The organism is Amycolatopsis sp. cmx-11-51, from assembly GCF_047608665.1.
In the GTDB taxonomy this organism is placed as follows: Bacteria; Actinomycetota; Actinomycetes; order Mycobacteriales; family Pseudonocardiaceae; genus Amycolatopsis.
In genome coordinates this window covers 99,240-113,420 of record NZ_JADNQO010000014.1, presented here as the reverse complement: position 1 = coordinate 113,420, position 14,181 = coordinate 99,240, and the positions used below count along the sequence as shown (strand labels likewise).

Here is a 14,181-nt window from a genome sequence, read left to right as displayed (position 1 = left end):
ACTTTCACTCCTTACTGCTGTCATCGGCGGAGGAACCTCCGCCGGTCATCGGAACGCCGTTGTCATCCAGCGCGTCTATCGGGCGATCCTTCAACGCGTGCCGTCCCGACTTGTAGCCCTGCTGGAAGCTTGCCATCCGACTCCTGGCCGCCGTCGCCGAGCGGGCGATAGCGCCCGTCCCCGGCATTCCGGAGGTCTTGTCGGCGAACGAGTCTTCCTTCTTCGGTTCGTTCCCGCCGATCGAGCCGGGCACGAGGTACTGGTTCGGCACCCGTTTGGGCAGGCCGGCCGGGGTGATCTCGTCGTTCCGATCTTCGTACAGGACCTGTGCCGCCTGCCAGCCGTCGTCGGACGCGCTGCGCCAGCCATTGTCCTGGAGCACCGTCTCCGGCGGAACAGTCTGCGGAGTCCGAGTGGGCAACGCCTCTTCGGCGGACTCGGCGACGGCTTCGCCCGGCTCGTCGAAGCTGTCGCGGTGCTCCCGCTCCGACACGTCCGGCTCGGGGGGCTCGACCGGCTCCGTGTAGGTGGTCGGAGTGTCACCACCGACCTCGTCGCCTTCGCTGAACCAGCGCGAGAGCACCGACTGGTAGATCGGGAGCCGCCTGGTCGGGACGTCGTCCTCGAGCGCGGACTTGCCCGAATCGGCGGACTCCTCGGCCTGCCGCGGCGACTCGACCGGGTTCACCGGGACGTACCTCGGCTCCCGCTTCGGCAGCACGAGCGACGCGAACTGGGTCTCCGTGCCGCTGGAGGCGCCGTCGCCGTTCGGCGGCGAAAGGTCGTCGGCCGTCGGCCACGCCGGGGACTCCTCGGCGGGGGCCGCGGGGCTGAGGAACGGTCCGGCCGCGTTCTTGCCCGCGACCAGGTCGTCGAGGCTGATCGGCTGGTCGAGCGGGACAAGCCCGCCTTGGTTCGCGATCGGCTGCGGTGCCGCCGGTGGCTTCGACGGCGGCGGCGGGGTCATCTCCAGACCGCGGTCGGAAGCCGGGATGCTCGGCAGCGAAGTCGACATCTCGGACATCGACGGCATCGACGTTTCCGAGCGGTTCGACGGCGGCGGGGTGTTCCGCACGCCGGGCCGCATCGGTATGAGCAGTTCGGCGGGTACGACGACCCGCGCGATCACGCCGCCCTCGATGTCCTCGTTCTCCCGGAGCCTGACCTCGATGCCGTGGCGGCGGGCCAGGCGCGCGACCACGTACAGGCCCATCCGCCGGGTCACCGAGACGTCCAGGTCCGGCGGTTCGGCGAGCCGCGTGTTGACCTCGGCGAGCCGCTCCTCGGTCATCCCGACACCGTGGTCGGTGACCTGGATGGCGAGGGCCTTCTTGCGGGTGATCACCGCGCGGACGGTCACCTTCGTCTCCGGCTCGGAGAAGTAGGTGGCGTTGTCCAGCAGTTCCGCGAGCACGTGCACGAGGTCGTGGATCGTCAGGCCCTGGACGGCGACCTCGGGGACGATCCCGATCTCGATCCGGGCGTACTGCTCGATCTCCGAGACCGCGGCGCCGATGACGTCGGCGGCGGGCACCGGCTTGGGCACCGACTTCGCGAGACCGGCGCCCGAAAGCACCAGGAGGCTTTCACCGTTGCGGCGCAGCCGCGTGGCGAGGTGGTCGAGTTCGAACAGGCTGGCCAAGTGGTCCGGGTCCTGCTCGTCGGCCTCGAGCCGGTCGATCACGCCGAGCTGGCGTTCCACCAGCCGCTGCGACCGGCGGGACAGGTTCACGAAGATGCCGTTGACGTTCTCACGCAGGAGGGCCTGCTCGGCGGCCATCTTGACGGCCTGTTCGTGGACGACGTCGAACGACCGCGCCACTTCACCGATCTCGTCACGCGAGGTGATCGGCACCGGCTCGACCGACCGCTTCGCGGCGTTGACCGGGTCCGGGTCGTCCAGGATCGCTTGCACGGTTTCCGGCAGTCGTGTGTAGGCGACGTCGAGCGCCGTCTTCCGCAGCACCCGCAGCGGGCGCAGCATGAGGCGGGCGATGACGAGCATCAGGAACAGTGCCGCGAGCAGGGCCAGCAGCACGATCGCGGCACCGATCCATGCCGAGTTGATCGCGTCGGTCGCCAGGCCGTCGGCCTGTGCACGCAGCTGGCCGAGCAGGTTGGTCTCGACCGCGCGCAGCTTGTCCAGCGCGACCCGGCTGGCGTTGCCCAGCGCGACGTTGTCGATCGACGGCGTCTCGTTCTGCTGATGCAGCGAGAACGCCATCGTGGTGATCCGGCGGCGGTCGTCGACCTCGGGGCCGGAGAAGGTGTCCGAGTAGAGCTGCCGCTGCTCGGGACTGGCGTTCGCGAGGAAGGCCGCCGTCGAGGCGTCACCGCTCGCGACCGCCGAGCGGGCCTGGTCGAACAGGTCGCCGGGGAAGGAGGAGCGGAAGGAGGCGATCAGCAGCGCCGCGTCACCGCGGGCGATGAACTCCTTGCTCTCACTGATGGCCTGCACGGTGACACCGAGCCGGAGCACGTCGCGGTTGGCGACCGCGGTCGTCACCTCGCGACCGAGCTGGACCAGCGAGTCGAGGATGCCGGAGTAGGCGATGAGGACCGGGGTGTCGCCAAGCAGCGAGGTGTTCATCGCGCCGCGCAGCGGCCGCAGGGCGTCGAGCCGCTGCAGACCACGCGAGTAGCGGTCCCTCGTGTCCTGGTCGTCCGGGTTGATCTGGTTCGCCGAGGCCCGCAGGTCGTCGACCGCGCGGTCGACCTTGGCGATCTGCGCGTCGAGACCGGTCTGGCGCGAGCCGTCCTGGGAGGCGATCCGGGCGACGGCGAGCGCGCGCTCGCTCTGCAGTTCGTGGACGACGAGGGTGATCTTGTCGGCGAACGCGACCTGGTCGGCCGTGTCCTGGAACCGGGCGGCCTCGGAGCTGTCGTCGAGCACGCGCAGCCCACCGAGCGCGAGCGCGGTCAGCGTCGGGATGATCAGGACGGCCGCGAGCTTGGATCGCAGGCGCCAGTGACGCAGGCCCAGGAACGACCCGGCCACCTTCCCCCCAGGACCGTCTCCGGTTTCCCGCGCAGGGGTCCCTCCCACCCCCGCGGTGTCTTCGTTCGGCACCGCCGCACCACCATCATCTTCATCCGGGCCGGGAAAGCCCATTTTGGACATGCCGTTCTCGAACTGGCCGTACTGCTGTCTGGGTCGGTTGTCGGAGACCACTACCCGCTCACTCCTGCCGCCCGGCAGGGGCACACACGACGCGAGTGCTCACTCTGACGAATGAGGAAATCGTCTTTGACGCAGTCTCTCAGGTGCACTTGGCCGAATTCCCGCCTGGCGTCATTGGTCTATTCGGCCTAACCCGCCAGTGCGCGGACACGCACCAGTGAAGCACGGTCGTGTTCGACACTCGTTCGGTCAACGCGTACTTGTTCGACACAGAGTGCCTTGCACCTCGGGAAAGGTCCAGAGCGTTCGGCCATCCAAGGCACTCTCTTTCACTACATCAGTGGTCCACACCTCACTACCGGTGCATGAGGGTAGCGAACGGATGGCCCAGATGTAACCCTTCGGACAAGACGCGGGAAGTCCCACCGGACGGCCCTTGACCTGTTGTCGCTCAGTTGGCAACAAACTCTCGCCGTTCCTCTCAATGAACACGCCCAGTTGTGTTCACTTCTGACAAACAACCTGTTCGGGTGATCGTTACCCTTGAGGATCATAGGATGACCACCCATTGTGAGCGCGTTGTCGGTTCTCTACAGTGAGCCCGTGACTCTGACAAAGAGTCACTTCCGAATCCCACATCAGGCCACGTCATCACGTGACCTTCCCCTTGATCAGGAGCACCACTTGCTTGGCTCTGCAAGCTCGAAGAAGGCCTTGAGCGTCAGCCGGGGTCGGCCGTCACGTGGAAAGACCGGAACTCTCGCCTTCGCGATGGCGGCCGTCGTCGCGGTATCGGTCAGCGGCTGCGGCCTGCTCGGCGGGGACGACTCGTCGTCCTCCTCCGGCGGCTCCGGGAACCTCGAGAAGTCGAAGATCAAGGTCGCGACGATGTCGACCATCGACACCGCGTCGCTGCGATTGGCGCAGGACGGCGGCTACTTCAAGGCGGAAGGCCTGGACGTCGAGCTCATCGAAGCCGCCACCGGCCAGATCTCGCTGACCAAGCTGATCGGCGGCGAGGTCGACATCGCCTACGCCAGCTACACCCCGTTCTTCATCGCGATGAGCAAGGGCACCGCCGACATCAAGCTGGTCTCCGACGCCTCGTCGGCCGGGCCGAAGAGCACGTCGATCATCGCCATGCCGAACTCCTCGGTGCGCGGCATCAACGACCTGGCCGGGAAGAAGATCGGCATCTTCGCGCCGAACACGGTGTCCGACACCCTCACCAAGTCGGTGATGAAGGACCACGGCGTCGACTTCACCAAGGTCCAGTGGGTGCCGGTGCAGCCGCCGAACATGGCCGCCGCCCTCAAGAACGGCGACATCGACGCGGGCTTCCTCACCGAACCGTTCATCACACAGGCCGCGAAGCAGGCGGGCACGGTCCCGATCGTCGACACCGCCACTGGCGCGACGCAGGACTTCCCCACCGCCGGCTACGGCGCTCTCGGCAAGTTCACCGCTGAGAACCCGAAGACCGTGGCCGCCTTCCAGCGTGCCATGCAGAAGGCCACCCGTGACGCGGCCGACCGCTCCAAGATCGAGCCGCTGCTGGTCAAGTACGCGAAGATCGACCAGGACACCGCCGCGCTGACCACGCTGCTGACGTTCCAGTCCACACTGGACCCTCGCCGCATCCAGCGGGTCCCGGACCTGCTCCTGCAGATGGGCGCGATCCAGACCAAGATCGACGTCAGCCCGATGATCGCGCCTCAGGCCACCAGCTGATGACACGCGGTTACACCGAATTGCCACTCCACCAGTAATTCGATTACTAAAAGTAGTGTTGTCCAAGCGGGTGATCACGCGATCAGGCGAATGGCCTAAAACGATCACCCGCTCACGACACCCATTGTGAGCAGGTAGGCAAATCTCTAAGGTGACCGCGTGCCTGGCGAAAAAAAGCCACGACACGGATGAAAAAACCCAAACGGTGATTCATTGTTTCCGAGGAGCTGGCTTTGTTTCGAAACGCCATGAGCAGGAGCGGTGTCCGTAGAGGACGGGGTGCCATCGGTGTCGCCCTGAGCGCGCTCATGCTGGCCACATTGGGCGCCTGTGGCGCCCTCGGCGGCGACGACACGTCCAAGGCGTCGGGCGGTGACGGCGCGCTGGAGAAGCCGAAGATCAAGGTGGCCCTGCTGCCGGTCGTCGACCTCGCGCCGCTGCGGCTGGCGCAGGAAGGCGGCTACTTCAAGGCCGAAGGTCTCGAGGTCGAAGCGGTCGACGCCCCCAGCGGCCAGCAGTCGATGACCAAGATGATCGGCGGCGAGGTCGACATCGCCTTCTCCACCTACATGCCGTTCTTCGTCGCGAAGAGCAAGAACGCGGCCGACATCCGGCTCGTCGCCGACTCCGTTTCGGCCAGCCCCAAGAGCAACGCGGTCGTCACGGTGCCGACCTCCTCGGTCAAGACGATCAACGACCTCGCGGGCAAGAAGATCGCGATCACCGACAAGAACACCGCCTCCCACCTGCTCACCGTGTCGGTGATGAAGGACCACGGCGTCGACACCAGCAAGGTCCAGTGGGTGCCGATGCAGCTCCCGAACATCGCCGCCGCCCTGTCCTCGGGCCAGGTCGACGCGGGTTACCTGCCCGAGCCGTTCCTGACCCAGGCGTCCAAGGTGGTCGGCGCGACCCCGATCGTCGACATCGCGACCGGCGCCACCCAGGACTTCCCCCTGGCAGGCTTCGGCGCGCTCGGGTCCTTCGTGGACAAGAACCCGAAGACGCTGGCAGCGTTCCAGCGCGCACTGGCCAAGGCCGTGCGTGATTCGGCCGACCGTTCCAAGATCGAGCCGATGATCGTCAAGTACGCCAGGGTCGACGCCGAAACCGCTTCGTTGCTCACGCTGCCGACGTTCGGGTCCACCCTGGACGCCCGTCGCCTGCAGCGCGTGCCGGACCTGCTGCTGCAGACCGGTGTGCTGACGGCCAAGCTCGACGCCGCTCCGATGCTCGCCCCTCAAGCTGGATAAAGGTAAAGGTGTCACGACTTCTCCGTGCCCTGGCCGGTCTGGCCGGTTTCTTCCTCGTCTGGGAAGTGATCGTCCAGGCCGGCCTGGTCCGAAAAGAGTTCATCCCCCCGCCGTCCGTCGTGCTCGTGACGATCTTCGAAAGTTTCGGCGAGACACAGTTCGTCCGCGACCTGATCGCCACCTTCCTCGCGTGGGCGATCGCACTGCTCATCGCGGTCGCCATCGCCGTGCCCGCCGGTCTGCTGCTGGGCAGCATCCCCGGCCTGCGCACCGCGACCGCGGTGGTCATCGAGTTCCTGCGGCCGATCCCCGCCGTCGCGCTGATCCCGCTGGTGCTCCTGCTGATCGGTGGCGGCCCCGAAGCGAAGATCACGCTCGCCGTGTACGCGTCGTTGTGGCCCATCATGTTCAACACGATCTACGCGCTCGGCGAGATCGACCCCGTTCTGATGGAGACCGCGAAAGCCTGCGGCACGGGCAAGTTCCGGACGCTGACGTCGGTGGCGCTGCCGCATACCGCGCCGTTCGTGTTCACCGGGGTCAGGCTGTCCGCCAACATCGCCTTGATCGCGGTGGTCAGCACCGAATTCCTGGCCGGCGCCAAACTCGGCATCGGCAACTTCATCATGCAGGCCAGCACCGGTTCGACCAGGTTCGACCTCGTGCTCGCGGGCACCGTGGTGGTCGGCATGCTCGGCTTCCTCATCAACGGCGGGCTGGAGATGATCGGCAGGCGGGCCTTCCGCTGGAGCACGGTCGACCGGGAGGCGGTCTCGTGACGACCCTCACACTGTCCAGCCGTGTCGGCAGGCGCGTGGGCCGGGGCCTCGGCATCCTGGTCCGCAACTGGCTGCTGTTCTTCGCCCTGCTCGGGATCTGGGAACTGGGGACCCGGCTCGCGGAGAGCCCGTTCTTCCCGCCGCCGACCGAAATCCTGACCGCGTCCGTGAAGCTGTGGTTCAGCGGTCCGGTGTCACAGCTGTTCCTGACCGACACCGTGTTCGACAACGTCCTGCCGAGCCTCGGCCGGACGCTCGGGGGCTGGCTGCTGGCCGGTGTCGTCGGCGTCGCGCTCGGTGTCGCGCTGGGCCGGTCCAAGACCGGGATGGACTACGTCGGGCCGCTTTTCGCCTTCTTCCGCTCGGTACCGCCGCCCGCGCTGATCCCGGTGTTCATCGTCCTCTTCGGACTCGGGCCGGGGATGCAGACCGGATCGATCATCTTCGGCGCGATCTGGCCGGTGCTGCTCAACACCGTGGACGGCGTCCGCTCGGTGGACCAGGTGAAGGTCGACACCGCGAAGTCGTTCCGGACGCCTCGGTCGCACTGGGTGCGCTCGATCGTGCTGCCCGCGGCCAGTCCGAAGATCTTCGCGGGCCTGCGGCTGAGCCTGTCCATTTCGCTGCTGCTGATGGTGATCTCGGAACTGGTCGGCTCCTACAACGGCATCGGCCGGTCCCTGATGGACGCCCAGCAGGCGTTCGACTTCCCGCTCATGTGGTCGTGGCTGGTCCTGCTCGGACTGCTCGGCTTCGGGTTCAACGCGGCCTTCCTCGCGGTGGAGCAGAGAGTGCTTCGCTGGCAGCCCACCCGTAACGGCCGTCTCTAGTTCTCGGCTGGTCGGCGGAGCAGGGAGAGGCAGCGGAAAATGACCACAGGCACGAAGCCGCCCCGGCCGCGGGCCCCGCTATCGCGGTGGCAGGGCGCCATACCCGCACAACGCGACAAGCGGCACGAACGAGCGCCCTGCCGACGTCGATCGCGGTCGCGGCTTCACCTCAAGGACACGAAGGGTCAGCAAGATGTCAACCATGCTCGAGGTCTCCGGGCTGAACCACCATTACGGCACGGGAGAAAAGGCGCATGTCGCGGTCAACGACCTGTCGTTCACCGTGGAAGCGGGCCAGCTCGCGAGCATCGTGGGCCCGTCGGGCTGCGGCAAGTCGACGCTGCTTCGCTGCATCGCCGGGCTCATCAAGCCGACGTCCGGGCGGGTCAGCCTGCACGGCGACGACGTCTTCGGGGTGCCGGAGGACCTGGCCGTGGTGTTCCAGGACTACAGCCGCTCGCTGTTCCCCTGGCTCTCGGTCGCGAAGAACGTCGAATTCCCCCTGCGGTGGCGTAACTCGAGCCGCTCCGAACGCCGGACGCGGGCGCAGGAGGCGCTGGAGTCGGTCGGCCTGTCCGGCGTCGGCGCGAAGTTCCCCTGGCAGCTCTCGGGCGGCATGCAGCAGCGGGTGTCGATCGCACGGGCGCTGGCCAGTCAGCCCGCGCTGCTGCTGATGGACGAGCCCTTCGCGTCGGTCGACGCGCAGACGCGCTTCGAACTCGAGGACCTGACCCGCCGCGTGCAGCGCGAGAACGGGAGCACGGTTCTCGTGGTCACGCACGACATCGACGAGAGTGTCTACCTGTCGGACCGGGTGCTGGTGCTGTCGAAGTCGCCGGCCAAGATCGTCGCGGACCTGCCGGTGGGGCTGCCCGCGGAGCGGGACCAGATCACCACGCGCGAGTCCGCCGAGTTCGTGACGCTGCGCGGCGAGGTGGCGAGGCTGCTGCACGGTGGAGCCCCTGAGGCCATCACCGCGGCCAACGACGCGGCCGAGTGGGAACTGGCGCAGAAGGACGCCTCCGTCGACGCTGACGCCGAGGCCCGCGCGAAGAGCTCCTGAAGTGCCGTGAACGGTCCGTTCATAACAGCTCCAGAGGGCCGTGAAGGACTCCTTGAGGGACCCTGGGTCCCTCAAGGAGTCCTTCACGGCCCGGAACAGCATCTCTGGTCCCCGCCCCCACCGACCAGGCATGAGAGCGGATCGCCTGCGTGAAGCCCGCTCAGTAGAGCTTGCGCGGGTTCGGGTCGATGCGGACATGCACCAGGTGCGGGCGCTCGTCCGGCAGCGCGGCCTCCAGCGTCGCCTTGAGGTCTTCGGCCTTCTCGACGACCGACGTGTTCAGGCCCATGCTCTTCGCCAGCGCGGGGAAATCGATGCCGCCGAGGTCGACGCCCGGCAACTTCTCCCCGCCGGCCGCCTCGCCGAGGATGCGCACGGCGGCGTACTGCGAGTTGTCGAAGATCACGAACGTCACCGGCAGGTTGTTCTGCGCCGCCGTCCACAGTGCCTGGACGCAGTACATGCTCGACCCGTCGCCGAGGATGGCGACGACCTTGCGGTCCGGGCGGGCGAGCGCGGCGCCGACGGCGGCGGGGAGGCCGTAGCCAAGAGTGCCGCTGGCGACGGTGAGGAAGCCCGTGTCGGTCGACTTGATCGGCAGGTGATCGTGCAGATCGTTGCGGTGGCTCGGCGTCTCCTCGACGACGATCGCGTTGTCCGGCAGGACTTCCGAGATCGTGGCGTAGGCGAAGTCCGGCGTGATCGGTGTGACCGCGGCGGGCTTTTCCAGCCGGGTACGGGATTTCGGCGCTTCCCGCGGCGCGGCGTTGTCCAGCAGCGCGCGGATCGCGAGCTTCGGCGTCGCCCGGATCCCGGTGCCCTCGGCGGCCCTGGCGAGGATCTGCTCGTCGTCGCTGATCAGGAACAGCGGCGGCAGCGCGGTCTCCGGCTCGCCCCGGTACACGTGGTAGGTGAACGCCGGGGCGCCGATGACGACCACGAGGTCGTGCTCGACCAGCGCGCTCGCGAGCGCTTCGCGTTCCGGCTGCAGGAAACCGAAGAACTGCGGGTGGTCCTCGGGGAAGGAGCAGCGCGCGCCCATCGGCGGCGCCCAGACCCCGGCGCCCACCTTCTCGGCCAGTGCGACGACGTCCGGCACGGCGCCTTCACCGTCGATGCCGGGGCCGACCACGATCGCCGGGTTCTGTGCGGCGTCCAAGGCGGACACCAGTTCGTCCAAAGCGGACGGATCGGGCGCGAAGCCGCGGATCAGCGGCCGGGAGATGATCGGCTTCGTGGTCTCGACGTCCCAGTCGTCCACCGGCACCGAGACGAACACCGGACCCATCGGCGCCTGCGTCGCGATGTGATACGCCCGCGCCAGCGCCGCCGGAACGTCCTCCGCCCTGGCCGGTTCGCAGCTCCACTTCACGTACGGCTTGGGGAAGTTCGCCGCCTCGACGGCACCGAGGAAGGGCTCGTCCGGCAGCAGCGACCTGGTCTGCTGTCCGGCGAGGACGATCAGCGGGGCGTTGTTGCGGTAGGCGGTGAAGACGTGTCCGAGCGCGTGGCCGACCCCGCCCGCGGAGTGCAGGTTCACCAGCACCGGGCGCCGCGACGCGCGCGCGTATCCGTCGGCCATCGCGACGACCGACGCCTCGTGGAGCGCGAGCACGTAGGTGAAGTCGTCGGGCCATTCCGTGAGGAAGGCGATCTCGGTCGTCCCGGGGTTGCCGAAGACCGTGGTCAGGCCCAGTTCGCGCAGGAGTTCCCTGGTCGCGTCACGTACGGTGCGGGTAGCCATGGCCCACACGCTAGCTGGTCATGTCCCGATAGTTGAAGATGCAACCTCAAGTCACCGTGTGTGGTCTGGACCTGACCGCTCGCGCACGGCACCTAGGTTGTGTCTCGGAGCGTGCGGCCCGCCTCCGCGAATCCGAGGCCTCCGGCCGAAAAACACACGCGCGTGTCCTCGCCCAACCTGCCAACCCAGTTCGAGAAAAACGCCCTAGTCCTTGACCAGCGCCGCCCATTCGCGGACGGTGGCGGCGTCCACATCGGACTCCCAGCCGCCGGGCCGGACCGCGCTGCCGACGTGGAACGCGCGCACCCCGCCCGCCCGCAGCAGATGGACCTGTTGCGCCCGCAGGCCGCCGCCGACCAGCAGCCGTGGCCCGTCCGAGCGGCGGGCGAGCCGCTGGAGCACCGAGAGGCCGTGTGCCACGCCGTGCGGATGCCCGGCCGCGAGCACCGTGTCGCAGCCGAGCGCGGCCAGCCGGTCGTAGGCGCGCAACGGGTCCCGCGCGCGGTCGATGGCCCGGTGGAAGGTCCACGGCAGCCCGTCGAGCTCCTTGACCAGCGTTTCGCAGGCGTCGACGTCGATCTCGCTTTCCAGGTCCAGGAAGCCGAACACGAACTCCCGCGCGCCCGCGTCGATCAGCCGCCCGGTGTCCGCGCGCAGCCCGTCGAGGTCACCGGCGGCGAAGGACATGTTGTCGCGCAACATGACCCGCACCGGGAGGTCGGTGGCGGCGAGCACTTCGCGCAGCGTCTCGACCGACGGCGAAAGGCCGTCGCTGGCCATGTCGCTGACCAGTTCGAGGCGATCGGCCCCGCCCTCCTGTGCGCGCTCCGCGTCCGCCGCGGTCAGCGCGATCACTTCCAGCAGGCCGGATTTCGAACTCATGGACCTTCCAATTCGCTTAAGCCGAGGGGTTGTCGTCACCCCTGGCGTGGCGACCGCGCCGGAACCCGCCTTGCAGGCTGGTCATCCGTTCGCGGACCGCTTCGGGGGAAAGTGAGAGTATCGGCCTCTCCCCTCGCGGCTTCTCCGGCCTGTCGTCCTGCGACCGCGCCTCGGGAACGACGGCGGGCAGCACCGGCCAGGTTTCCTCCGCGCCGTCCTCCTGCTCCAGCTCGGCGGACGTCGGCCAAGCGGGCTCGGGCTCGGGTTCCGGTGCCCTTTCTTTCGGCACCAGAGCCTTCGCCTCCACCGGCTTCAGCGACGGCTCGGTCGGCTCGTCCGGATCCTGCACGGGTACTTCGCTCGCCGCGCCCTCTTCCGGTGCCTTCACCGGCTCGAACGAGGGCTTTGAAGGCGGACCGGGCTCAGCGGGCGAAGGTCCTTCGCGCGGGCCACCGTGGTCGAACCACTGCGAAAGCACGCTCTGGTACTTGGGCATCCGCTCGGTCGGCGAGTCCAGTTCGAGATGGTTGCCGTCGTCGTCATCCGCCGACGGCCACTCCGGCTGGGTCTCGCGCTCGACGACCGGCGCGCGCCGCAGCGGACCGGGGTCCAGCACGGGCGCGAACCGCGATTCCTCGGCACTCTCTTCCGGTTCGGGCAGCGGCGGGACTTCCAGTGGTGGTTCGGGTTCCGGCTCGGGGGCGGCGGCGGGCGCGGGTTCCGGCATCGGCGCGGGCTGCGGCGCGTCGACGATGAGGGCGGACGGCACGACGACCACCGCGGTGATCCCGCCACCGTCGGCGGACCGCAGCCGGACGTCGATGCGGTGCCGGACGGCCAGCGTCGCGACCACGAACAGGCCCATCCGCCGCGAAACCTCGACGTCGACGTCCGGCGGATTCGCCAGCCGGGTGTTGGTCCGGTCGATCTCCGCCTGCGGCATCCCGGCGCCGTGGTCGGTGATCTCGATCTGCCACTCGCCGCGTTCGGTCGCGTGCCCCTCGACCTGGACCATCGTGCTCTGGTCCGAATAGCGGGTCGCGTTCTCCAGCAACTCGGAGACCACGTGCACGAGGTCGTTGACGGCCTCGCCGCGGACCGCGATCCGCGGCGCCGCACCGAGTTCGATGCGCTGGTAGTGCTCGACCTCCGAGAGCGCGGCACCGATGATCTCGTCGGCGACGACGGCGCCGCCGTCCTCGCGGACGACGTCGGTTCCGGACAGCACCAGCAGGTTCTCGCTGTTGCGCCGCATCCGCGTCGCGAGGTGGTCGAGCTCGAAGAGCCCGGCGAGCGTGTCGGGATCCTGTTCGTCGGCCTCCATGCGGTCCAGCACGGAGAGCTGCCGCTCGACGAGATCCTGGCTCCGCTGCGACAGGTTCACGAACATCGCGTTGATGTTCTCCCGCAGCATGGCCTGTTCCCCGGCGAGCCGGACGGCCTCGCCGTGCACCGCGTCGAACGCCCGCGCCACCTGGCCGAGTTCCTCGCGGCTGAACACCGGGACCGGCGCGACGGCCAGCCGCCGTCGCAGGTTCTCCGGCTGCGGCTCGGGATCGCTGAGCAGGCCTTCGACGGCCGCGGGGAGCTGGTGTTCGGCGACCTGGAGCGCGCTGCGGCGCAGGATTCGCAGTGGCCGCAACAGCGAACGCGCGATGATCACGGAGAGCACACCGGCGACGAGCAGTACGGCGAGCACGATGCCGCCGTCCCAGATGGCGGACGTTCTCGCTTGTGCCGCAAGGCTGTCCGTGCGCTCCTGCAACTGGACGAGCACCGCCTGCTGCACCTGGTGGGCCAGGTTGACCGTGTAGGTGGCGGCGGTGTCCCACTGGTTCGGGTCCAGCCCCCCGAGCCCCTGGTCGTTCTCCGCGCGGATGAGCGCCGATTCCACCATGCCGTTGCCGATGTCGACGATCAGGCCGATCACCGTGTCGTCGTACATCCGCTGCTGTTCGGGCGTCGCGAAGGTGCGGTAGTCGTTGCGGGCGGCGGCGAGTTCGGCCTCCGCGCCGAGCAGGGCACGGGTCCGGTCCCGGTTGAGGCCGCCCTGGGCGAGCGCGGCCGCCATGATCGCGCGTTTGACCGACATCTGGTCCTTGATCCGCGCGAGCGCGTTGCCCGCGAGGCGGAGCTTCCCCAGATCCGGGTCGGAGACGTCGGCGGCGGTGGAATCGCTGATGTCGAGCAGGCCGGAGATCAGCTCGCTGTAGGAGCGCAGCACCGCGTCGGCGGGAAAAGCCGAGTGTTCCGCGGAAAACCGCAGTCCGGTCAGCACGCGCAGGCGGTCGCTGGTCAGCTGCAGACTGGTCGCGGCCTTGTCCCCGAGCCTGCTCTTGCTCTCGCCGAGTGTGCGATCGAACGTGCCGACGGAATCGTCGACGCGCTTGCGCTGCTCGGCCAGTTCGGAGACGTCGCCCTTGCGGTCGCCCGCGACGAACCGGACGGTGAGGTCGCGTTCGCGCTGAAGCTGGTGCACCGCCTCGGCGACGGTGCTGTCGACCCGGCCGCGGGTGGCGAATTCGGCCAGCTGCCGGGCATCCCGCAGATCCGAGTTGACCCGGAGCCCGACGAGGGCGACCACCGCGAGCGCGGGGATCAGCAGTACCACGAAGAGTTTCGTACGCAGGTGCCAGTTACGCAGCCGCCAGCGTCCTCCCACCCGAGGATGCCGTTCCGCCGCGTCGCCCACACGGGGACGCTTGTCGCGACGGGCCACCTGGTTTCCTTTTCCCACCACGGGACCCTTTCCCATGGCTGACATCGGGGACGAGAGCC

9 protein-coding genes are annotated in these 14,181 nt (G+C 68.4%); 5 read left to right on the top strand and 4 right to left on the bottom strand.

Annotated features, from left to right (window positions below; translation table 11 throughout):
* Positions 1 to 4: 4 nt before the first annotated feature.
* Complete coding sequence (locus tag ACM6LU_RS32395) at positions 5 to 3,121, bottom strand: nitrate- and nitrite sensing domain-containing protein (protein WP_414941679.1); 3,117 nt, start codon at positions 3,119 to 3,121, stop codon at positions 5 to 7.
* Positions 3,122 to 3,892: 771 nt separating this feature from the next.
* Between ACM6LU_RS32395 and ACM6LU_RS32390 the strand changes: the two genes are divergently transcribed.
* The 5 genes from ACM6LU_RS32390 (at position 3,893) to ACM6LU_RS32370 (ending at position 8,777) form a co-directional block, all read left to right on the top strand.
* Positions 3,893 to 4,852: an ABC transporter substrate-binding protein gene (locus ACM6LU_RS32390; RefSeq protein WP_414941678.1), complete on the top strand. Its 960-nt coding sequence runs from the start codon at positions 3,893 to 3,895 to the stop codon at positions 4,850 to 4,852.
* Positions 4,853 to 5,100: 248 nt separating this feature from the next.
* Entirely contained in the window at positions 5,101 to 6,105 is a 1,005-nt protein-coding gene (locus ACM6LU_RS32385) for an ABC transporter substrate-binding protein (protein WP_414941620.1), read from the top strand.
* Between the two features lie 8 nt (positions 6,106 to 6,113).
* On the top strand, positions 6,114 to 6,884 hold the full coding sequence (locus ACM6LU_RS32380; RefSeq protein WP_414941619.1) for an ABC transporter permease: 771 nt from the start codon (positions 6,114 to 6,116) through the stop codon (positions 6,882 to 6,884).
* Positions 6,881 to 7,714, top strand: a complete 834-nt coding sequence (locus tag ACM6LU_RS32375) for an ABC transporter permease (RefSeq protein WP_414941618.1) — start codon at positions 6,881 to 6,883, stop codon at positions 7,712 to 7,714. The genes ACM6LU_RS32380 and ACM6LU_RS32375 overlap by 4 nt, the downstream gene beginning before the upstream one ends.
* Before the next feature lie 193 nt (positions 7,715 to 7,907).
* Positions 7,908 to 8,777, top strand: a complete 870-nt coding sequence (locus ACM6LU_RS32370) for an ABC transporter ATP-binding protein (protein WP_414941617.1) — start codon at positions 7,908 to 7,910, stop codon at positions 8,775 to 8,777.
* Between the two features lie 160 nt (positions 8,778 to 8,937).
* Here the strand turns inward: ACM6LU_RS32370 and mdlC are convergent, their stop codons facing one another.
* The 3 genes from mdlC to ACM6LU_RS32355 all read right to left on the bottom strand — a co-directional run bounded on the left by mdlC (position 8,938) and on the right by ACM6LU_RS32355 (position 14,122).
* Entirely contained in the window at positions 8,938 to 10,521 is a 1,584-nt protein-coding gene (mdlC, locus tag ACM6LU_RS32365) for a benzoylformate decarboxylase (RefSeq protein WP_414941616.1), read from the bottom strand.
* Positions 10,522 to 10,725: 204 nt separating this feature from the next.
* Entirely contained in the window at positions 10,726 to 11,403 is a 678-nt protein-coding gene (locus ACM6LU_RS32360) for a copper homeostasis protein CutC (protein WP_414941615.1), read from the bottom strand.
* 16 nt (positions 11,404 to 11,419) lie between these two features.
* Positions 11,420 to 14,122, bottom strand: a complete 2,703-nt coding sequence (locus ACM6LU_RS32355; protein WP_414941614.1) for a nitrate- and nitrite sensing domain-containing protein — start codon at positions 14,120 to 14,122, stop codon at positions 11,420 to 11,422.
* Between the last annotated feature and the right edge of the window lie 59 nt (positions 14,123 to 14,181).